The sequence below is a fragment of the Selenomonas sp. GACV-9 genome (genome assembly GCA_900116485.1).
Classification (GTDB): domain Bacteria; phylum Bacillota; class Negativicutes; order Selenomonadales; family Selenomonadaceae; genus Selenomonas_A; species Selenomonas_A ruminantium_G.
The window spans coordinates 247,383-268,024 of the sequence record FPAX01000002.1 but is presented as its reverse complement, the minus strand read 5'-3'; the positions used below and the strand labels follow the sequence as shown (position 1 = coordinate 268,024).

At 53.4% G+C, this 20,642-nt stretch carries 19 protein-coding genes; 16 read left to right on the top strand and 3 right to left on the bottom strand.

The genetic code is table 11. From position 1 onward, the window contains the following. The first annotated feature begins 468 nt into the window (after window positions 1-468). From BM322_RS04415 to BM322_RS04400, 4 genes are all read left to right on the top strand, one after another. The gene (locus BM322_RS04415) at window positions 469-1,272 is read left to right on the top strand and encodes a basic amino acid ABC transporter substrate-binding protein (RefSeq protein WP_075428690.1); all 804 of its coding nucleotides are present in this window, start codon (window positions 469-471) and stop codon (window positions 1,270-1,272) included. Window positions 1,273-1,293: 21 nt separating this feature from the next. Further along, the gene (mmuM, locus tag BM322_RS04410; protein WP_075428689.1) at window positions 1,294-2,238 is read left to right on the top strand and encodes a homocysteine S-methyltransferase; all 945 of its coding nucleotides are present in this window, start codon (window positions 1,294-1,296) and stop codon (window positions 2,236-2,238) included. Between the two features lie 194 nt (window positions 2,239-2,432). Continuing rightward, window positions 2,433-3,917 (top strand): putative sulfate exporter family transporter, encoded by a 1,485-nt coding sequence (locus BM322_RS04405; protein WP_075428688.1) that lies wholly within the window; start codon window positions 2,433-2,435, stop codon window positions 3,915-3,917. 19 nt (window positions 3,918-3,936) lie between these two features. Then, window positions 3,937-4,125, top strand: a complete 189-nt coding sequence (locus tag BM322_RS04400; RefSeq protein WP_075428687.1) for a hypothetical protein — start codon at window positions 3,937-3,939, stop codon at window positions 4,123-4,125. 71 nt (window positions 4,126-4,196) lie between these two features. Here the strand turns inward: BM322_RS04400 and BM322_RS04395 are convergent, their stop codons facing one another. Continuing rightward, window positions 4,197-6,167 carry a methyl-accepting chemotaxis protein gene (locus BM322_RS04395; protein ID WP_075428686.1) on the bottom strand — a complete coding sequence of 657 codons (1,971 nt, stop codon included), beginning with the start codon at window positions 6,165-6,167 and terminating at the stop codon, window positions 4,197-4,199. A 207-nt stretch (window positions 6,168-6,374) separates the two neighbouring features. Here BM322_RS04395 and BM322_RS04390 point away from each other — a divergent pair, with 207 nt between their 5' ends. The 9 genes from BM322_RS04390 to BM322_RS04345 all read left to right on the top strand — a co-directional run bounded on the left by BM322_RS04390 (window position 6,375) and on the right by BM322_RS04345 (window position 15,092). Next, on the top strand, window positions 6,375-7,022 hold the full coding sequence (locus BM322_RS04390) for a trimeric intracellular cation channel family protein (RefSeq protein WP_318254527.1): 648 nt from the start codon (window positions 6,375-6,377) through the stop codon (window positions 7,020-7,022). Between the two features lie 269 nt (window positions 7,023-7,291). Next, on the top strand, window positions 7,292-7,435 hold the full coding sequence (locus tag BM322_RS13855) for a CAT RNA binding domain-containing protein (RefSeq protein WP_218154603.1): 144 nt from the start codon (window positions 7,292-7,294) through the stop codon (window positions 7,433-7,435). Beyond that, complete coding sequence (locus tag BM322_RS13665; RefSeq protein ID WP_407047825.1) at window positions 7,378-8,109, top strand: PRD domain-containing protein; 732 nt, start codon at window positions 7,378-7,380, stop codon at window positions 8,107-8,109. Before BM322_RS13855 ends, BM322_RS13665 begins: the two co-directional genes overlap by 58 nt. Window positions 8,110-8,138: 29 nt before the next feature. Continuing rightward, window positions 8,139-9,497 carry a prolyl oligopeptidase family serine peptidase gene (locus BM322_RS04370; RefSeq protein WP_075428685.1) on the top strand — a complete coding sequence of 453 codons (1,359 nt, stop codon included), beginning with the start codon at window positions 8,139-8,141 and terminating at the stop codon, window positions 9,495-9,497. A 75-nt stretch (window positions 9,498-9,572) separates the two neighbouring features. Next, the gene (locus tag BM322_RS04365) at window positions 9,573-11,495 is read left to right on the top strand and encodes a beta-glucoside-specific PTS transporter subunit IIABC (protein ID WP_075428684.1); all 1,923 of its coding nucleotides are present in this window, start codon (window positions 9,573-9,575) and stop codon (window positions 11,493-11,495) included. Between the two features lie 14 nt (window positions 11,496-11,509). Further along, window positions 11,510-12,919 (top strand): glycoside hydrolase family 1 protein, encoded by a 1,410-nt coding sequence (locus tag BM322_RS04360; RefSeq protein WP_075428683.1) that lies wholly within the window; start codon window positions 11,510-11,512, stop codon window positions 12,917-12,919. Window positions 12,920-13,039: 120 nt separating this feature from the next. Continuing rightward, window positions 13,040-13,822 (top strand): hypothetical protein, encoded by a 783-nt coding sequence (locus tag BM322_RS04355; RefSeq protein ID WP_075428682.1) that lies wholly within the window; start codon window positions 13,040-13,042, stop codon window positions 13,820-13,822. Window positions 13,823-14,073: 251 nt separating this feature from the next. Beyond that, complete coding sequence (locus BM322_RS04350) at window positions 14,074-14,631, top strand: gamma carbonic anhydrase family protein (RefSeq protein ID WP_075428681.1); 558 nt, start codon at window positions 14,074-14,076, stop codon at window positions 14,629-14,631. A gap of 95 nt (window positions 14,632-14,726) precedes the next feature. Continuing rightward, entirely contained in the window at window positions 14,727-15,092 is a 366-nt protein-coding gene (locus BM322_RS04345) for a hypothetical protein (protein ID WP_075428680.1), read from the top strand. A 60-nt stretch (window positions 15,093-15,152) separates the two neighbouring features. Here BM322_RS04345 and BM322_RS04340 read toward each other — a convergent pair whose 3' ends face one another. After that, on the bottom strand, window positions 15,153-15,794 hold the full coding sequence (locus BM322_RS04340; protein ID WP_075428679.1) for a YigZ family protein: 642 nt from the start codon (window positions 15,792-15,794) through the stop codon (window positions 15,153-15,155). 207 nt (window positions 15,795-16,001) lie between these two features. Here BM322_RS04340 and BM322_RS04335 point away from each other — a divergent pair, with 207 nt between their 5' ends. Continuing rightward, on the top strand, window positions 16,002-17,378 hold the full coding sequence (locus BM322_RS04335) for an amino acid permease (RefSeq protein ID WP_177220817.1): 1,377 nt from the start codon (window positions 16,002-16,004) through the stop codon (window positions 17,376-17,378). Window positions 17,379-17,433: 55 nt separating this feature from the next. On the opposite strand, the gene BM322_RS04330 is transcribed toward BM322_RS04335, so the two are convergent. Then, window positions 17,434-18,102, bottom strand: a complete 669-nt coding sequence (locus BM322_RS04330; protein WP_075428678.1) for a hypothetical protein — start codon at window positions 18,100-18,102, stop codon at window positions 17,434-17,436. Window positions 18,103-18,239: 137 nt separating this feature from the next. Between BM322_RS04330 and BM322_RS04325 the strand changes: the two genes are divergently transcribed. Together BM322_RS04325 and BM322_RS04320 are read left to right on the top strand one after the other, a co-directional pair. After that, the gene (locus BM322_RS04325; protein ID WP_075428677.1) at window positions 18,240-19,952 is read left to right on the top strand and encodes an ABC transporter ATP-binding protein/permease; all 1,713 of its coding nucleotides are present in this window, start codon (window positions 18,240-18,242) and stop codon (window positions 19,950-19,952) included. Window positions 19,953-20,064: 112 nt separating this feature from the next. Then, the gene (locus BM322_RS04320) at window positions 20,065-20,640 is read left to right on the top strand and encodes a peptidoglycan recognition family protein (RefSeq protein ID WP_318254526.1); all 576 of its coding nucleotides are present in this window, start codon (window positions 20,065-20,067) and stop codon (window positions 20,638-20,640) included. Window positions 20,641-20,642 lie beyond the last annotated feature (2 nt).

The following is a 20,642-nucleotide window of genomic DNA, read 5'->3' as shown; positions in this document are numbered from 1 at the left end:
CGTTATGTTGGGATAATCCTGTGCTGTTCCGGCGATAGGTCACGAATTACATCGATGTGCTTGTTACGGGAGAAACGATTCGTACAATCTCAGATTTCCGTTACCAAAGGGGCGAACGGGGTAGTGCTTCTTTCTGTCTGGAGCGACTGTCCTGCGCAGCAGGACTGGGCCGTAAGCGCATAAGCTAGACTTAGATGTGTACGTCGCGACCTGGTGACGGGAGCAGGTAACTAAGTCCGTAGTTCTGGTCGTACGGTCCATTCAGCGGAAACAGAAAAAGTACTACCCCGTGAACCCCGAGCTGCGTACTATCGGGATTCCGTTCCGCACGCACTAACAGACAAACTGCAATTTGCAGAGTTAATATGATAATGTATTTACAAAACATATTGACATAGTATGTATAAGGATGTATACTTCTTTTAACGTAACAATGTTGCACTATATGTAGCTATGGAGGTACACTGTATGAGAAAAACTATCCTTTTGATGCTTACGATTGTGTTTGCTGCGGCGGCGGTATTTAGTGGCTGCGCGAATGACCAGCAGGCAGCGAGCTCGGGGGAACAGGGGCAAAGGCCGGTGCTCAAAGTCGGCATGGATGCGAGCTATCCGCCGTTTGGGGCGCAGGATTCTGCGTCAAATGACTATGTTGGCTTTGACGTGGACATCATCAAGGCAATCGGCGAGGTTGAGGGCTTTGATGTGTCTATCAGTAATCGCGCATTCGATGGCTTGATTCCCGCGCTGCAGTCGAAGGATATCGACGTGGCAATCAACGATATCACCATTACCGATGAGCGCAAGAAGAATGTAGATTTCACAGAACGCTATTACATTGCCGGTCTGGGGGTAGTGGTAAAGGCCGATAACGATACCATCAAGACGGCGAAAGACCTTGAGGGCAAGAAGATTGGTGTATCGATTGGTTCGACGGGCGAGGAAGCGGCCCGCAAGGTTCCAGGGGCAGATGTCCGCGTGTTCAATGCCATCAATGAGGCCTTCCTTGAAGTGCAGAATGGCGGGGTGGATGCCGTCATCAACGACATCCCTACGAATGAATATTATGTGAGCCATACGAACAACAAGAATGTCCGCGTGGCTGAGGTTGCTTTGACGCAGGAAGATCTCGGCATTGCGGTACTCAAGGGCAATACGGAGGTATTGCAGAAGTTGAACGATGGCCTGGCAACCATCAAGAAAAATGGCAAGTTCCGTGAGATCTACCAGAAATGGTTTGGTAAGGAACCACCGCAGGAATTGCTGCAGTAAGACGGCAGCGGGAGGATAACCATGAATACGATAGCAGAATATTTGCAGGAATATCCACTCATCGTGCTGGATGGTGCCTTTGGCACGGAGCTGGCGCGGCGCGGCTTTGATACGAATGATGAACTCTGGTCTGCCAAGGCGCTCTTTGAGCAGCCGGAGCTCGTGCGAGCTGTACATCATGACTACTATGCAGCCGGTGCCGATATTTCCACGAGTGCGAGTTATCAGGCGACTGTTGAGGGCTTTGAGAAGAAGGGCTTTACGCGTGAGCAGGCCAAGGCGCTCATCACGCGATCGGTGCGCTTGGTACAGGAAGCCCGTGATGATTATTGGCAGGCGAATGCGAAGGCGGGACAGCGGCCGCGTCCGCTAGTCGCAGCCTCTGTTGGTCCATATGGTGCGTATTTGGCAGATGGCTCGGAGTACCGTGGCGACTACTCAGCCAGCCGTGCCGAGCTGGCGGATTTTCATGCCGAACGGCTCGCTATCCTCGTCGCGGCCGCGCCGGATATCCTGGCCTGTGAGACTTTGCCGCTTTTCTCTGAGGCCGAGGCAATCCTGGCGGATTTACAGCGTTATCCTGCGGCGGGGGCCTGGATTTCTTTCTCGTGCCGTGATGAGGTGCATACTTGTGGCGGGGATGATATAGCGGATTGTGCGCGTTTTCTCGATAAGCAGTCACAGGTTGCGGCTATCGGCATCAACTGTACGGCGCCGCAGCATGTGGCAGGACTTATCCGCCGTATCCGGGAGCAGACGGATAAGCCAGTGGTCGTTTACCCGAATACGGGAGAGACTTACGATGCGGTGACGAAGACCTGGCATGGCAGTGCGACGCCATATCATGAATTCGTGCGTCAGTGGTATGAGGCTGGTGCGCGGCTCATTGGCGGCTGTTGCCGCACGACGCCGGATGATATCCGCGGCATTGCCGCGCTGCGGCAGTCGTTGCAGGAGAAAAGATAAAAAAACATATTGACTATATATGCATGGTATGATATAGTATCAGCAACGATAGGAACTGACCAAAAAAATTGGAGGTTCCAAGGACAGCAAAGCTTTGGGCTGGAGGCTGTCCTTGGAACCTCTTTTTTGTTTCTATCAGCAATCATCTTTATTATTCGTCAAGGATAGGGCTCGTAAGAAAGGAGTGGATTGGTATGACAGCAGAACCACATGAACTGCTCGTACAGAAACCGGGATTTTTCAAGAGTGAAGATTGGTGGGCCGTATGGCTGGGGCTTTTGATCGTTGCCTTGGGGGCAGGACAGGCAGCAGGTGTTGACCTTTTGGGATGGGTCGCCAAGTACAATGTCTGGTCGGATATCGGCAAGGCCGTGGTCCCGAATTCCAAGGAATTTGCTTTCCTCGGAGGCTTTGGCTCCATGCTGGCGACATATTTGTTCCTGCTCATCCTTACGACGGCGGGAGCGTACTTCATGGGAAGTTCGGTCAAGCGCTTTGTGGCTGGTTTTACGATTCTCTATTGGGTAACAGTGGCTGCTAATACTGCGGGAAACTTTGCGTATCTGGCAGCTACGCCGAACAATCTGGAGAAGTTTGGTATCAGCTGGTCATTGGGGCTCGGTGAGCTGGGCTTTGTCATTGCCTTGGTGCTTGGCCTTATCATTGGGAATTTCTTTCCGAAGGCTGCGGCTTTCCTGTCCACAGCTGCCAAGCCGGAGTGGTATATCAAAACGGGTATCGTTATCTTAGGCATGACAATTGCCATAAAGACAGTCGGTGCGATGGGGCTGGCGAGTACCGTTATCTTCCGCGGTATCTGCGCGGTGGTGGAGGCTTATCTGATTTATTGGCCGGTGGTCTATATCATTGCCCGCAAGGTCTTCAAGTTTACGCCGGAATGGGCGGCACCGATGGCTTCTGGCATTTCCATCTGCGGTGTGGCCGCTGCGATTGCCACGGGCAGTGCCATCCGGGCCAGAGCAATCGTGCCGACGGTGCTTTCTTCGGTCATTATCGTATTCGTAGCGGTGGAGCTATTGATCCTGCCGTGGATTGCCACCACGTTTTTTGCGGATGATCCGCTGGTGGCTGGCGCCTGGATGGGACTGGCCGTCAAGAGTGATGGCGGTGCCATTGCTTCTGGGGCCATCACCGATTCGCTGATCCGCGCTAAAGCCTTGGCTGAGTATGGCGTGAACTATCAGGAGGGCTGGACGCTGATGGCGGCCACCACGGCGAAGGTGTTCATCGATGTGTTTATCGGTATTTGGGCCTTCGTGCTGGCTGTTGTCTGGTCTGTCTATCAGATCGGCACCAAACGCAGCGAAGGCAAATCCTACAAGGTTTCCTTCCGCGAGATTGGCGACCGTTTCCCGAAATTCCTGATTGGTTTTCTCGTGGTATTTGGTGGTGTGTTCCTCTGGGGGATCACGAATCCCGATATCGTAAAAGCCGCTGGGGCTGGTGCCGGACAGGCAAACCTCTTGCGCAGTATCTTCTTTGGTCTTTGCTTCTTCTCCATCGGCCTCATTACCAATGTGCGCAAGCTTTGGGCCGAAGGACTTGGCCGCATCGTCGGTGTCTATGCCATCGCGCTATTCGGCTTTATCCTCTGGGTAGGCCTTGGCATTTCGTATCTGTTCTACCATGGCATCCTGCCGCCGGTAGTTGGTTCGTAAATAGAAAGGATGAGATATCATGAGTGATTTTGCCATCAAGAATAGAACTGCAGCGATAGAAGCCAGCAGTTATGAAGAACATCCGGAACTTGTCCAGCAGAATGCAGAATGGACGGATCTTTCGCCGGTTGAGGTGAAACTGTGCGGGATATCGCTGGGACTGGGGCTGGTGCTACTGGCTGTGTTCCTGTATGCTTTCCGCAGCTGAGCGGATTGTGGGTACAAAAAACGGGCAATCCCTAGGGGATTGCCCGTTTCTGTCATTGATGGAAGGCCATATCAGATCTTGAATCTGCCGATGGCTGTCTGCATGTCAGTAGCCATATGCGCCAAGGCCTGGGAGGCAGCGGCAATCTCTTCGTTCGAGGCGGATTGCTCTTCGGTGGCTGCCGATATGGTCTGGGTATTCTCCGAGGTCTTGCGGCTGATGGTGTCGATGGAGTCGACAGCGTTGACGATGTTGCCGGTGCCCTGGGCAACGGTTTCTACCGAGCGGTTGATCTCATCCATCTGGGTCTTGATACCGTTGACCATCGTGAGGATGCCTTCGAACTGCTCGCCGACTTCGCGGATGGCCATCGTGCCGGACTGGACTTCGTCCTTGCCGTTCTGCATGGCTTTGACAGCTTCGTAGGTATCATTCTGGATGGAGGCGATGCGTGCCTTGATCTGCTCTGCTGATTCCTGCGACTCGGAAGCCAGCTTGCGTACCTCTTCTGCGACGACGGCAAAGCCGCGACCATGCTCGCCTGCGCGTGCAGCTTCAATGGCGGCGTTGAGCGACAGCAGGTTGGTCTGCTCGGCAATCGAGGAGATGGCCTCGACAATCTGGCCAATCTGGTTGCTGTTCTCGCCGAGTTTCTGGACGACTTCTGCCGAGGCCATGACGCTTTGCTCGATATTGCCCATGCGTTTCACGGCGTTTTCCATGAGCTGTGATCCCTTCTGGGCAGCTTCAGCTGTCTGGTTGGAGGTTTCAGTGACGGTGCGGGCTTTATCCGCCATAGCAGAGACATCGGCGTAGACTTCGTCGACGTTCTTCTTAGCACCGTCGATATCGCTAAGCTGCTTTTCCATACTGATGGAAACTTCGCCGACGGTTTCCGCTACATGCACGGAGGCGTCAGCCGATTGCTGCGCGTTGGCTGTGAGCTCCTCCGACGAAGCTGCGACCTGCTCGCTTGTTGTTGCCATCTGAGCGATGAGCTTGCGCAGATTGCTGCTCATGGTGTTGAAGGCTTTTGTCAGCGAGCCGATTTCATCAGCAGACTCTATCGGCAGGGCATCGATGGCCAGATTGCCTTCGGCCATCTGCGAGGCATGAGATTCGAGCTTGCTCACAGGCTCGGTGATGCGCAGGGCGAAGCTGCGGCAGATCAGAGAGACCAGCAGCAAACCGATGATGGTAAGGATGCCAAATACCAGCCGCAGGTGGCTAAGCGAGGCAAAGACGAAGGAAGTCGGCACCGAAATGCCCATGATCCAACCGGTGGAGGGCACGGTCTGGTAGGCAAAGACTTTTGACTCGCCATTGATCGTCGCTTCGAAATACCCCTCGCCGTTCTTGACCATTTCGTCGAAATGGCTGCCAAGACCGTCGATATCTTTGAAGCTCTTCATTTGCTCGCCAGCGCCAGAGGTGGCGAGAATGTTGCCATTCTTTTCCATGATGATGCCGGCGCCTTCGCCATGATATTTCATCTTGTTGGCCTGCTCGGTTATGGCATCCAAGGCGATATCGACGCAGGTTGCGCCGATGAACTTGCCGTCAGCCTTGACCGGTGCAGCTACCGATACGACAAGCTTGCCGGTACTGGCGTCTACATAAGCCTCGGTGAACAGCACTTTGTCCTGTGCTTTGGCCTCTTTATACCAGGGGCGTTCGCGCGGGTCGCGCTTGCCAGTTTTGTCGCCGGTGTAGAACCCCATCCACCAGCCGTCTTCGGTGCCGCCGGTCATTTCGAGGATTTCCTTATCGGTAATGGTCGTACCAAGCGTCTCCTTTTGATGCATGACATCATAATTGCCGTTGAGGCTGGTCATATAGTTTGTCGTGGCCTCGCCAAAAGCGCGTTTCTCGCGCAGCCAGCCGTCAAGTGTCATGGCTTCACGCGAAACGGTGGCCCGCAGCTCACTGTCGACGCTTTTTTGCAGATCGCTGCTGGCCATGAAGTAACCGATGATTGAGACCGCTGCCATCAGCAGGCCCATGATACCAGATAGTATCATGAATTTTTGTTTTAATCCCATACGTATCCCTCTTTCAATTTGTCTAGTGACCGTTTCCTAACAAGCATATTTACGTATTCGTTAAAAAGGGATGAAATCCTGCTGCGAAAGCAACAGAGCGCAAGGAATATTTCGGTTTTTTACCAGCAGAGTTGCCGGCTGTATTGACGGCGGCGGAGCCGCTGCGGTACGATAGTGGGGAGATAAAAGCGAGAGGATGGCAGGATTTTGGAGAGTTTGACTTGGGAGATTTTTGATATCATGGGCACTATTGCGTTTGCTGTATCGGGGGCGATGGTGGCTATCGAGAAGCGCATGGATGTATTCGGGGTCATCGTACTGGCTTTGCTCACGGCAGTGGGCGGCGGTATGGTGCGCGATGTGCTGGCTGGCATTACGCCGCCGGTCGCGCTTTGTAATATCACGGATTTTGTACTCGCGATGGTGACTGCAGCGCTGGTCAGCTGGCTGTATTCGGCTGGCTGGGTATCGCATCGTGGCAAGCGCCATATCATATGGCTCTACAATATCTGTGATACGATTGGGCTGGCATCGTTCACGATTACGGGCATGCTGACAGGATTGGCACATGAAAACGGCAATCCGTATCTGCTGCCGGTATTGCTGGGCATCATCACGGCAGTGGGCGGCGGCATCCTGCGCGACATTATGGCCCAGCGTATGCCGGTGGTGCTCTATAAGGACATCTATGCGACGGCATCGCTGGTTGGCGCGCTCATCTCGTGCCTGCTCTATCCGTATATCGGCCTTCTGGGGATGGCCTGGCTCTGCTTTGCCGTAGTGGTCGGCTTGCGGCTCAGTGCGCTGCATTATGGCTGGCATCTGTTTCATCCGCGGCCGAATAAATTCCGCTGAGCAGCGGCTTGAGAATTATTCTAGGATAAATTTTGACAAGCATAGCTGCCTGTGTTATACTTATTTCTAGTTTGAGATTATTTCGTATTTCTTGACCGTGGTATGGATGGTGACATTAAGTTGGCCAAACCTTCGAAAATACGCGTGTTATTTTTGGAGGGATCATTTATGATAGGTATGGATAAGGCAAGACAGATTTAGCAAGGGGATTGCTATACTGTTTTGCCTTTTTTGTTTTGTCTGGCGCAGGAATTTTGGGGGAATTTGACGTGCTGATTAAGAAGATACTGAACAACAATGTGATTGTGACCAGTGACGAGGATGGCTGCGAGGTCGTGGCTATGGGGCGTGGTATATTTGGGAGACACGGCGCTTCTATCCGCAGGAATTTGCCCTGGCGGAGAAAGCTGTGATGATGATTGACGCGCAGTTTGACGTCGATATGCCTGAGGATGAGGCTGGATTCATCGCCATGCATCTCATTGATGCTCAGCTCGACCTAAAGCAGCCCATGGCTGACAAGATCCTGCGGCTTATCGAAGAGATTTCCAATATCGTGCGGCGGACCTGTGGCATCGAGTTCGACAAGGATTCCCTGCCGTACTACCGCTTTGTGACTCATCTGAAATTCTTTGCGCAGCGGATGTTCAGTGGAGTGAATCCGCCGCAAGACGATGTGGATGAAGAGATGGAAGCGATGGTGCAGAAGAAATACCAGCGTGCCCATGAGTGTGCGGCAAGATCCGGCAAGAAGATGCCGGTCATCACGATGGTCCATGCGCTAAAGCCCATGATCTTCAGCGAGGTTGAGCCGCTCTCCGATGCCATCGTCGTCGGCTATGGCGTCAGCGATGCCGCTTACTTCGACATCTTGACGGGCAAGTCAGAGCCGCAGGGCCTGCTGCCGATGCAGCAGCCGAAAGACATGGTGACGGTGGAGAAACAGCTGGAAGATGTTCCGCGGGACATGGAGTGCTATACGGACAGCGAAGGCCACAGCTATGACTTTGCCTATGGCCTCAACTGGAAGGGTGTCATCAAGGATGCCCGCACGGCAAAATACGCTGTGCCAGTCTTGAAACGCTGAGTAACGATTTGCATGAGGGGGATAAAGATATGACTAGAAAACAGCTTCGCCAGATGATTCGTCTTAGCCTTTGCGGCGTCATGGCCGCAGGCGTGTTTACCTTCGGTACGCCGGATACGCTGGCGGCGGTGCCGGCACAGCAGCCGTCCTATAAGACCGTGACGGAAACCTTTGACTGGGGGCCATCCGTGTCCAAGGTCATCGTGAATCTGGGCAGAACGGTCAAGGCCAGTGAAGTGAATACCGGGACCTTCAAGGTACATGTGCGCCGGGAATTGGCCGAAGGGGCCATCACGCCTGCCGAAGCTATGCGGGAAAAGCAGGGGGCGACGATTTCTTTAGGTGCGGAATCCACCTCGGACAAGGATCTGGAAGGCGACCGTCAGGTAACGAAAGCCTATGTTTCGGATGCTGATGGCAATCCCGTGGAAAGTGGCGGATATGTGACCTTGGAAATGGCCGTAAGTCCCACGGACACGCTGGGGGCGGCGCTAAACTTCGACCTGCATACCATGCTGAACAACTGGGTAAAGCCTCACTATACCATCACCGATGGCAACAAGCTGGTGGTGGACAACAATCAAGGGGATATCCGCCCGCAGGCTGATAAATTCCACTACAACCATGAGCTGGTTGTGTGGAATTCCTTCCCCTATGCCAGCTATGAGCCGGAACTGAAGAACAAGGATGAGAAAAAGCCCTTGATTATCTGGCTCCATGGCATGGGCGAGGGCGGCAATTCTCCGTCCCTGCCGATCATGGGCAACAAGGCCACCCAGTTCGCCGATGAATCCATCCAGAAATACTTCGGCGGTGCTTATGTGCTGGCTCCGCAGGCCAGAACCTATTGGATGCACGGCTATAAGGGCTTTGCCGATGGCACGTCCATCTATTCTGAGTCGTTGATGGAATGCATCAAGGCTTATGTGGCCAAGCACCCCAATGTGGATGCGAACCGCATCTATGTGGGCGGCGATTCCAACGGTGGCTATATGACCATGCTGCTCGTCCGCGACAATCCGGGGTTTTTTGCCGCAGCATTCCCGACCTGCGAGGGTCTCAAGGACAGCCTGATTTCCAATAAGGACATCAAGAATATCGCCAAGACGCCAATCTGGTTCACGGCGGCCAAGACCGACACGGTGCTGCCGCCCAAGGACTATGCAGTACCTACTGTGGAACGACTCAAGAAGGCTGGAGCCGATGTCCATTTCAGCTTCTTTGACAACGTCGTCGTTCAGACGGGTCTGTACAAGAAAGCCGATGGAACACCCTATGAGTACATGGGCCACTGGTCCTGGATCTATGTCTACAATGACCAGTGCCAGGATACGGTGGATGGCAAGACGGTCAAGCTGTTCCAGTGGATGGCGCAGCAGCATCGCTAAGGAGTCAGTAAGTATGGATGGTGACATTAAGTTGGCCAAACCTTCAAAGTTATATAATTTTGGAGGCAAACAATCATGAAAAAGTATGAGGCTCTCGCAAGAGACATCGTCAAACATGTTGGCGGTGAGGAAAATGTGATCTCGCTGGCGCACTGCATCACGCGCTTGCGCTTCAAGCTCAAAGAGGAAAACAAGGCAGATACGGACATCCTCAAGGGGATGGACGGCGTCGTGACGGTCATCCAGAGCGGCGGCCAGTATCAAGTGGTCATCGGCAACGAGGTCGGCGATGTCTACGACACCATCATGGAGGTCAGCGGCATCAAAGGCAGCATGCCGCAGGCTGGCGACGAGGAAGACGAGCAGAAGGATCTCGGCCTTGTCGATCGTTTCATCGACTTGATTTCGGGCATCTTCACGCCGGTGCTCAGCGTACTGGTCGCAACCGGTATGATAAAAGGATTCACGGCTCTCTTGACGGCCACAGGTATCGTGGCGGCCAAGAGCGGCACGGCGCAGATGCTCAATATCCTCGGCGATATGTTCTTCTACTTCCTGCCAATCTTCTTGGGACTCACGGCGGCCCGCAAATTCAATATGAATGAATTCACGGGGATGGCTGTTGGTGCGTCACTCGTCTATCCGACGGTATCGGCTATCATGAAGGGCGATACGCTCTATACGTTGTTCGATGGCTCGATTTTCCATTCGGCTATCCATATGGAGTTCCTGGGGCTGCCGGTCATCCTGATGAATTATGCGTCAAGCGTCATCCCCATCGTGGTGGCGCTCTGGTTTGGCTCGAAGGTTGAGCGCCTGGTGGCCAAGGCCATGCCGACGATGCTCAAGAATTTCCTGACGCCGTTCTTTACGATCCTCATCGTCGTGCCGATTACGTTCCTGGTCATCGGACCGCTCGCTACCTGGGCCGGTCAGATTGTCGGCGCGGCTGCCATGGCTATCTACAACGTCAGCCCGGCTATCGCTGGCCTGTTCATCGGCGCATTCTGGCAGGTGTTCGTCATGTTCGGCCTGCACTGGGGCCTTATCCCCATCATGATCAACAACATCACGGTATACGGCTTCGATCCGCTCGTTGTCACGTACTTTGGCTGCTCCTTTGCACAGATTGGTGTTGTTCTCGGTATCTTCCTGCGCACGAAGGATACAAAACTCAAAAGCATCTCGCTGCCGGCGTTCATCTCGGGTATCTTTGGTGTAACGGAGCCTTGCATCTACGGTGTCACGCTGCCGCGCAAGAAATACTTCATCATTTCCTGCATCGGTGGTGCTATCGGCGGTGCGCTGATGGCCCTGCTGTCGGTCAAGCTGTTCATGTTTGGCGGTCTTGGCATCTTCGGCTATCCGACCTTCATCGACACGAAGACGGGAGACCTGGCCGGCATGTATGGCGGCATGATCGCCTCGGCTGTCTCGTTTGCCTTTGGCCTTATCGTCACGGCAGTCCTCTATAAGGATGCCAAGCCGGCTGAGGCAGCGGAAAAACTGACGGTCATCGAGGAAAAAGACGGCCGGACGGCGGAGCGTGAGGTCATCAAGGCACCGCTGGCTGGTTCGCTGGTTGCTTTGGAAGATGTGGCTGACGAGGCGTTCGCCACGGGCGTCCTCGGCAAGGGCATCGCCATCGACCCGTCGGATGGTCGCGTGGTCGCTCCGGCCGACTGCACGGTCATGACGCTGTTCCCGACGGCGCATGCGATTGGCCTTATCACCGATAAGGGCACGGAGATTTTGATCCATATCGGCATGGATACGGTCAAGCTCGAGGGCAAGCATTTTACGGCCAGGGTCAAGCAGGGCGAGCATGTGAAGGCTGGCCAGACCCTTATCGAATTCGATGCGGCAGCCATCCGCGCAGCTGGCTATGATGTCACGACGCCGGTGCTCGTCACGAATACGGATCAGTATATGGATATCGTCACGGTCACGGGGCAGGAAATCAAAGAAGAAGAGAATCTTCTGACGGTGATCGCTTAAAGGAGTTTTGTACAATGGCTTTTCCTAAGGATTTTCTATGGGGCGGCGCGGTAGCTGCCAATCAGTGCGAAGGTGCGTACAACGAAGATGGCAAGGGCATCGATATCCAGGATATCATGCCGCGCGGCATCAAGGGGGCGCCGACGGCCGAGCCGACCGCCGACAATATGAAACTTGTCGGCATCGACTTCTATCATCGCTACAAGGAGGATGTGAAGCTCTTTGCCGAGATGGGGTTCAAGGTGTTCCGCACCTCGATTGCCTGGAGCCGCATCTATCCGCATGGCGATGATGCAGAGCCCAACGAAAAGGGCCTGCAATTCTACGATGACCTGTTTGACGAGTGCCATAAATATGGCATCGAACCTCTCGTGACGATTTCCCATTATGAGACGCCGCTGCATCTGGCAAAGGAATACAATGGCTGGATAAGCCACGATCTCATCGGCTTCTATGAGCGCTATGTACGCACGATATTCGCGCGGTATAAAGATAAGGTGAAATACTGGCTGACCTTCAACGAAATCAACTCGATCTTGCACGCTCCCTTGATGAGCGGCGGCATCATGACGCCGCGGGAAGAGCTCAGTCTGTCAGACCTCTATCAGGCCTGCCATCATGAGCTCGTGGCCTCGGCTTTGGCGACGAAAATTGGGCATGAGATGATGCCTGAGGCCAAGATCGGCTGCATGATCCTGTCGATGCCGACGTATCCGCTGACGCCGAATCCTGATGACATCATCAAGACGATGCTGGCCAACAATCTCAACGATTTCTTTGGCGATATGCATGCACGCGGCGAATATCCAGGCTACATGAAACGTTATTTCCGTGAAAATGGCATCGAGATCAAGACGACGCCGGAGGAACTGGCGCTCATGAAGGAGAATACCGTCGATTTCATCTCGTTCAGCTACTATGTGAGCATCTGCGAGTCGGCCGATGCGGAGGCGGAGAAAGGCGCAGGCAACCTCATGGGCGGCAAGCGCAATCCGTATCTCAAGGAATCCGAATGGGGCTGGCAGATCGACCCGCAGGGCCTGCGCTTCGTGCTCAACCGTTTCTATAACCGCTGGCAGAAGCCGTTGTTCATCGTCGAGAACGGGCTCGGGGCGAAAGACGAGCTCGTTGATGATGGCAAGGGGGGCAAGACGGTCAACGACGATTACCGCATCGCGTATTTGAATGACCATCTCGTGCAGGTCGGCGAAGCCATCGAAGATGGCGTGCCAGTCATGGGCTATACGACCTGGGGATGCATTGACCTTGTCAGTTCATCGACAGCACAGCTGGCCAAACGCTATGGTTTCATCTACGTCGATCGCCATGACGACGGTTCAGGCACGCTGGCGCGCTACCGCAAGAAATCATTCTGGTGGTATAAAGATGTGATTGCCAGCAATGGCGCAAGTCTGAAAAGATAGTTCTGGTATAAGCGGAAAGCCTTCCTATAAGTGGAAGGCTTTTTGCTTGACGGAACCAGTTCCGATGCGTATGATGTAATATAGAATGAATTTTAGGGATGATGGGAGGCAAAGGTAGGATTGCTGGAAAAACTGACTTTTGAGATGGAAGAGTATCCGCTGAAAGTGGAATTGCTCGTGAAAGAGCGTCAGCTGTATTATCGTGTCGGGCATGGAGACGAGGCAGAGGCGACGGATATGCAGGTGCTGGAGGGTGGCCGCCGCTGGCTGCGTCATCTGGAGAAACTGCATTTGGAGTCCTGGCGGGCGAGCTATCAGCCGGAGACACCGCCGGAGCAGCATCATCTGTGGCGGCTGGCGTTCAAGGATACGAAGATCGGCATGCGCCGTATCGTTGGCGACCAGGCATATCCTGGCAGCTGGGCAGCATTTGTCGATCTCATGAATCGTATTCCCGGGGTGAAAATCCATAAGGTGCGTCAGCTCGAGCAGGTATCACTTATCTTGCAGGACACGATCGAGAACAGCGGTGGCAGCATCTATCTGCCGAAACAGAAGCGGATTCAACTCATAGAGAAACTCATCATCAATCGTGGCAAGCATCTGGTGGTGTTCACGCGTCATAAGCAGGGCTTGGGTACGGAGCGCCATGCCTTTGATTCGGCCCGCAATGTGCCGCTGCTGTTGGAGCGCATTGCTGAGCAGGCGGCGATGTTCTGCGGTCAGTCGGATACGATTGCCGATGATTATCTGCCACAGGTTGAGTGGAAACTCATCTGGCATGATGGCACGGAGAACAGCGGCAGCTATACGCTGCGTGGCAAGGAGATGCCTGAGTCGTGGAAAGAGTTCATCCATGAGATTGAACTGTTCACAGGCAATGTCCGCGGGAAATTGTTCTAACGCCTAAAGAAGATAGAAGAAGAATAAAGACGAATAAAAAAGATAGAAACCGCTTGCTTTTTCCTTGCGTCAGTGATATGATAAACGCGAGGGATAGGCGGACGTATGAGCTGCATCCCACTCATAATCTTTTTCTCGATTACGGTTGGCAAGGGCTGTAGTCGAAGAAAGCGTTCCTTGTATAAAAGGGCTTCGCACGTTGAGGACAAAAGCGAGGCTCTTTTATTTTGACCGGTCAAAGGAGTGTTTCCATGTATACGCTGAAGGATAATGTGTTCAAGGGCATCCGCCCGCAGATTGATGAAGAGGCGTTTATCGCACCACAGGTGTTTGTGGCCGGTGATGTGCGCGTGGCAAGATTCGCGAGCCTTTGGCCTGGTGTGGTAGCACGCGGCGATGTGAACTACATTTCGGTCGGCGAGTGCTCGAATGTCCAGGATCTCGTCTGCCTGCATGTCGCTGATGAGTATCCGTGCATCATCGGCGATTATGTGACCATTGGCCACGGTGCTGTGGTGCATGGCTGCGAGATTGAGGATCATGTGCTCATTGGCATGAATGCGACGGTGCTGACCGGAGCTAAGATTGGCCGCGGCTCCATCATTGCGGCCGGGGCCCTGGTCAGGGAAAATGATGTGATCCCGCCGAATTCGCTGGTGGTCGGTGTGCCGGGCAAGGTGGTGCGCACGCAGGACCGCATGGAGAGCATCCATGCGCAGGCTATCAAATATAAATGCGAGTGGGCCATCGATTATGGCGTCAAGCCGGATATCGATGGCGAGGTTTATCACGGTGAGAGAATTATCTGATAATTATTGAATGTTGAGGAAAAAAGGCCTATTTTATCGGGCCTTTTTTTTCGTTATAATAAAGGTAGGGGTATAAATAGGAATGAGGTGAGTATATGGAAATCGTATCGATTCCCAATGTGCTCTATAATCCCACGGATCGGATTTCGCCCTATCTCATGGGAAAGGCTGGTGCCGCCAATCCATCGGGAGACGATGGCACGTTGGAGACACTCAGAGCACAGAGATTCAATTATCGTTCACAGATTGCGGAGCTTGATCGCATTGACGCGGATGTTTATGCGGAGGAAATCAGCAATCTGAGTGAGCGGCTGAGGACTGTAGACGACAAGATCAAGGAAGTGGCCAGTGTCCATGCCTTTGGTGAAGCGTATTCGGTCAGCATCAGCCCAGAGGCACAGGCTATGTATGGTCTGGCTGATGATAAGGCGTTGACTGCTCAGCAGGATAAGATGTTATGAATGACGAGAGGCGTTGCCCACACATTGCGGGCAACGCCTCTTCTTGTTTGAGTTGCAGTTTTAGGATATTGGTATGGCGATAAGCTGTTCATCTCCTGCCGTGAGGAGGACGCGGCCTGCTGTGAGGTCGGTAAGTGTGGCCTGTACGGCGTCGAGATTAGCCGGTTCGATGAGCAGGTGCAGGATGACGTTGTCGGCATAGTCAGCTTCAAGGCTGCGGATGCTGTTCTGGCGCATCCAGTGTTCGATCGTTGCTAAAAGGTCGTAGCCGACGCTGACATCGAGCTGGCAAAAGGGTGTCATTGCGAGTACCGTGGCAGCTTCGATGCCGAGAACGGCTGCGTGGCTGTAGGCACGGATAAGACCGCCAGCACCGAGCTTGATGCCGCCGAAGTAGCGTGTGACGACGACAACGACATTCGTGAGTTCATTCTTCTTGATGGCCTCGAGTATCGGATTGCCAGCGGTGCCGCCGGGCTCGCCGTCGTCGTTTGATTTCTGCTTGTCGGCGCTTTCACCGAGTACATAGGCTGAGCAGTTGTGACGGGCATCGAAGTATTTCTTTTTCATTGCCTGGATAAAGGCCCGGGCATCTTCTTCATTGTCGACGTGACGCAGATGCGTGATGAATTTTGATTTCTGTATTTCGTAGAGGGTCTCGATGGAGTCATCGGTCTCTTGGATTGTCCGGTATGCGTTCATGGATTGCACCTCTTTGCAGGAATTGTCATGTCTTATTATAGCGTAATATCTGTGCTGGCGGAACGGGAAATTTATTTTGGAAAACTATAGTAATTCGCAGGTGTTTGTAGTATTCTTAGGATATTAATAAATGAAGTGCCGCGGATGGCAGATGCTATACAAATCACAGACAGGCAGCGGCACTGGGAAGGTTGTGTTAGTAAGGTCATGAACGAATCGAAAATGAACAGAGGGTTGAAGAACAGGCACTTGCAGCTGATTTCGCTGGGCGGAGTCATCGGCAGTGGCTACTTCCTCGGTACGGGGTATGTCCTCGAAAAGGCCGGGCCAGCATCGATACTGGCATATCTTTTAGGTGGTCTCATCGTGCTTTGCGTGATGCTCTGCCTCGCAGAGCTCGCGGTGGAAAAGCCGATATCGGGGTCGTTTGTCAATTATGCGCAGGAGCATATCTCTTCAACCTGGGCATGCGGCGTAGGCTGGGCCTATTGGATCACCTGGGTCGCCTATGTTCCCTCAGAGATGATTGCCGCGGGAATCATCATGAATAGTTTTTTGCCGATGGTCAGTCAGTTATGGTGGGCAGTGCTCTTCAGTCTGATTGTGACCTGTATCAATCTGTTTCATGTCGATAAGTTCGGCGAGAGCGAGTCGTGGCTGGCACTCATCAAGATCGTTGCTCTCGTGGCCTTCAGCATCGTGGCGGGGCTTATCTGTTTCGGTCTCATTGGCGATCAGGGCTATATCGGTACCAGCGTGCTCCTGGGTAGCGGTGGTTTTGCCCCGAATGGCTATTGGGCCATCGTGCTGACGATGGTCATCATCCTGGTCAACTTCCAGGGAACGGAAATCATCGGCTTGGCGGCTGGTGAGTGCAAGGATCCGGCCAAGAGCATTCCGACGGCGGTGCGCAATGTAACCTGGCGCATCATCGCACTTTACATCATTCCAATCCTGCTGTTGATTTCCATCTTGCCATGGGATAAGGCGACGCTGGAGGAAAGCGTGTTTGCTGCGGCGGTCAATCAGTATGGCTTTACGGGCTTTGGCGCGTTTTTCGCCTTTGTCATCTTGACGGCGGCCATCTCCTGCTCGAATTCGGGCCTTTATGGTGCGGCGCGGGCGATGCATGCGCTGGCCAAGCTCGACATGGCCCCGAAATCCTTTGGCAAGCTTAATGACAACGGGATGCCGTCACGCGCCATTGTCGTTTCGATTTGCGCCTGCTGGGCAGTCATCTTGCTCTATGCGTTCAATCCAGATTCTGTGATCTACACGTATCTGCTGGCAGTTTCGGGCTTTACCGGTGCGATTGCCTGGATTTCCATCTGCTGGAGCCAGTACCGCTTCCGCAAGCAGCTGATGGCTGAGGGCAAGGTTGGCACGTTGCGTTATAAGACGCCGCTGTTTCCGTATGTTACGCTGTTTGGTATCTGGGCACAGGTCTTCTGTCTGGTGGTCATGATTTTTACGCCAGAGCTGCAGGAAGCCCTGTTTGCCGGCATCCCGATGCTGGTGCTGCCGATGGTCTGGTATTATCTGCGGGCTAAACGCCGCGCAGCTTTAGCACGTGCAGTGCATTGAAAAACTGCATGAAATATAAGCCCTTTCCGTTGTGTGGAAAGGGCTTTTGATTTGCTTATTGTTTTTTGTCGGGCTGCTGGTTTTCCTGGACATCGAGGTAGTCGCGGATGGCTGCGATTTCCTTGGCAGTGTAGAGACCAGCTGGTGATTCGCGGATCATGATGGATTGGAGCATGCGGCTCTGTTCTGCCTGGTCGTTGGAGCGCAGGTTGGCTGGATCAGCAGCTGCCTTGGTGAGCGCGATGGTGCGGTACTGTGCGTCAGCATAGTTTGTTGTCTTTTTCATGACTTCAATCAGCAGGTCGTAGCAGCCGTCATTCAGTGTGACTGGCGGTGCATTGTGACTGATGCGGTCGCGCAGCTGCTGGCTGTCCTGGTCAAGCTGTTTGAGCCGGACATAGGTCGTCTGGATGCTGATATTGTCTTGCTTGAAGTTCTCGAGGATCTGATGGTACCATTGCCAGTTGCGGTCGAGCTCGCTGATATCACGCTGATAGCCAGCATACCAGGTGGCAAAGATCTGCTGTTGCTCAAGATGGTAGTTTATTTCCTCCTCGCTCATGACGGCGGGGGCAGGCTCTTTGGCTGGCCAGAGGAAATAGACGATGCCGCCAGCAACGGCCAGCGTCAGACAGAACCAGTAGAAAATCTTTTTATTTGGCAGGCAGCGGTAGAGCAGAACCAGCAGGATAAGAGCTGCGGCGCTCAATATATATAGGATCATCGTGTCATAAACCTCCTGTTATCACGGCGTGAAACCATCTCTATTCTACCATAATCAAGCCTTGCGGGAAACTGGAGAAACGTCTATACTAAAATGCAACGGTCTCTTGACGTATTACTAGATAGGATGTGATCGGTGTGAAAAGAAGATTTCTGCGCGACTTTTGGCGCTTGTTCCGCGGGTATTGGAACTCTGAACATAAATGGCAGGCTAGGGGGCTGCTGGCCTTTGTTATCGGTTTGAACTTTTTCGATGTGTATCTGCTGGTCTGCATAAACAGCTGGTACAATGAATTCTATAATGCCTTGCAGCAGTATCAGGAAAATCTGTTTTTGCCTTTGATTGGCGAGTTCATGGGGTTGGCGTCGCTGCATATCCTCATTGCCGTCTATGCCATCTATTTGCGTCAGATGGTGCAGATCAAGTGGCGAACCTGGCTGACCGATAACTATCTGACCAAATGGCTGCATGAGCAGGCTTATTATCGTCTGCAGGTCTTGAAGAGCGATACCGATAACCCTGATCAGCGAATCAGCGAGGATATCAATCAGTTTGTGCTGCTTACCTTACAGCTTTTGATTGGTTTCCTTAAGCAGATGACGACACTGGCTGCTTTTGGCGTCGTGCTCTGGAATCTGTCGGGGGCTTTTACGGTTCCTGTCGGCAGTCATGAGTTTGTCATCTATGGCTATATGTTCTGGTTCTCGTTGGTTTATTCGGCCCTTGGTACGGTCGGTGCGCATATTGCGGGGCGCAAGCTTATCCGCTTGAATTTCGATCAGCAGCGCTATGAGGCAGATTTTCGTTTCAACATGATGCGCATGCGTGAGAACAGTGAGAGCGTGGCATTCTATCGTGGCGAGCGGTCAGAGAAAACTGGTTTCAAGGAACGGTTTACGCATGTTATCAGCAATTATTGGCAGCTGATGCGCCAGACGAAGATCCTTAACTTCTATGTCAATGGTTACGCGCAACTGGCGGTCATCGTGCCGCTGGTGCTGGCAGCGCCGCAGTATTTTGCTGGCGGTATGGCCTTGGGCGGCTTGATGCAGACCGTAACTGCTTTTGGCCGTGTGCAGGATGCGCTGTCGTACTTTGTCGAGTCCTATGATACCATCGCACAGCTGCTGGCTGTAATCCGCCGTCTGGTCGGCTTTACGGGGCATATAGAGGAAGTCGGCGAGATCGAGAACGGCGTAAGCCGTGGTGAGCAGGTTGCGCAGGAGCTCTCACTTACAGACCTGCAGGTGCAGCTGCCGGATGAACGCGTGCTGCTGCGTGACTGCACGTTGTCGCTGCCAGCTGGCAGCCGTGCGTTGGTGACGGGAGCTTCGGGCTGCGGCAAGAGTACACTGCTGCGCACGTTGGCCGGCATCTGGCCCTATGGCCAGGGCGAAGTATCGTTGCCCGCTGGCAGCCGTGCTTTATTCCTGCCGCAGCGTCCCTATCTGCCACTTGGCAGTCTGCGTCGTGCGCTATACTATCCGTTGACTGCTGAGGAGGACTCAGCGCGTCTGCAGCAGGTATTGACACTGGTAGGTCTGGCGAAATTTGCCGATCGTCTGGATGATGTGGATGATTGGAGCCGCATCTTGTCCTTGGGCGAACAGCAGCGATTGGCATTTGCCCGGATCCTGCTGGTCAGACCAGATTGGATTTTCCTTGACGAGGCGAGCTCGGCTCTTGATGAGCCGCGCGAGCAGCAGATGTATGAACTCATCAAGCGGGAACTGCCGCAGGTAAGTATCGTCAGTGTTGGTCACCGTTCGACCCTGTTTGCGCAGCACGATACGGAGCTGCATCTTGCTGGTGATGGCAGCTGGCAGCTGCGCCCGATTCAGGTTGGGTGAATTAGGACTTACCGCCTTTTTTCAGAATGGGGGATTAAAATAGAACTGTTATTGTTGAAAAGTAAGGTAGATATTCATGAATCGTAGGTCGTTCTTAAAAAATATCATATGTATGGGAGCTGGAGCTGCTTTTCTGCCGGGACTTTGGCCACAAAAACAGGCTGAAGCAGCCTGGAACACTGCCCGGGATGGTGTCCGGCAGGATTCCAAGCTCGGCGTGCCAATCCGTGAGACAGATCTGCAGTTCCGGTCACTGGAAAACCGCACGACGACGGATGGTATTGTCATCCATCATATTGGCGGCACAAACCGCGATGTGTCGGCGGAGGAAGTCCATCAGTGGCATTTGAACAATGGCTGGTCGGGAATCGGATATCATTTCTTGATCCGCAAGGATGGCACCATTGAGCGTGGCCGCCCAATGGATATGCTGGGAGCACACTGCTATCAGCATAACTGGCACACGATTGGTGTCAATGTGGTGGGCAATTTCATGGAGGCGGTGCCGACCTCGGCGCAGATGAAATCCGCTGCCAGGCTTTTGGCTGCGTTGTGCCGCTTCTATGGCATTACCCCTGACCGCAATCATATCAAGGGACACCGTGAGTACAATTCGACGGATTGTCCGGGACGCAGCCTGTATAATATGCTTGATGGTCTGGTGGCTGATGCCGCCGAACTGTACTGAGC

Excerpts from the sequence above, each read along its gene's own strand:
- BM322_RS04395 (WP_075428686.1), bottom strand. The coding sequence starts at position 6,167 with ATGGGATTAAAACAAAAATTCATGATACTATCTGGTATCATGGGCCTG.
- BM322_RS04320 (WP_318254526.1), top strand. The coding sequence starts at position 20,065 with ATGGGAGCTGGAGCTGCTTTTCTGCCGGGACTTTGGCCACAAAAACAG.
- BM322_RS04345 (WP_075428680.1), top strand. The coding sequence starts at position 14,727 with ATGGAAATCGTATCGATTCCCAATGTGCTCTATAATCCCACGGATCGG.
- BM322_RS04335 (WP_177220817.1), top strand. The coding sequence starts at position 16,002 with ATGAACGAATCGAAAATGAACAGAGGGTTGAAGAACAGGCACTTGCAG.
- BM322_RS04350 (WP_075428681.1), top strand. The coding sequence starts at position 14,074 with ATGTATACGCTGAAGGATAATGTGTTCAAGGGCATCCGCCCGCAGATT.
- BM322_RS04360 (WP_075428683.1), top strand. The coding sequence starts at position 11,510 with ATGGCTTTTCCTAAGGATTTTCTATGGGGCGGCGCGGTAGCTGCCAAT.
- BM322_RS04330 (WP_075428678.1), bottom strand. The coding sequence starts at position 18,102 with ATGATCCTATATATATTGAGCGCCGCAGCTCTTATCCTGCTGGTTCTG.
- BM322_RS04365 (WP_075428684.1), top strand. The coding sequence starts at position 9,573 with ATGAAAAAGTATGAGGCTCTCGCAAGAGACATCGTCAAACATGTTGGC.
- BM322_RS04340 (WP_075428679.1), bottom strand. The coding sequence starts at position 15,794 with ATGAACGCATACCGGACAATCCAAGAGACCGATGACTCCATCGAGACC.
- BM322_RS04400 (WP_075428687.1), top strand. The coding sequence starts at position 3,937 with ATGAGTGATTTTGCCATCAAGAATAGAACTGCAGCGATAGAAGCCAGC.
- BM322_RS04370 (WP_075428685.1), top strand. The coding sequence starts at position 8,139 with ATGACTAGAAAACAGCTTCGCCAGATGATTCGTCTTAGCCTTTGCGGC.
- mmuM (WP_075428689.1), top strand. The coding sequence starts at position 1,294 with ATGAATACGATAGCAGAATATTTGCAGGAATATCCACTCATCGTGCTG.
- BM322_RS04405 (WP_075428688.1), top strand. The coding sequence starts at position 2,433 with ATGACAGCAGAACCACATGAACTGCTCGTACAGAAACCGGGATTTTTC.
- BM322_RS04415 (WP_075428690.1), top strand. The coding sequence starts at position 469 with ATGAGAAAAACTATCCTTTTGATGCTTACGATTGTGTTTGCTGCGGCG.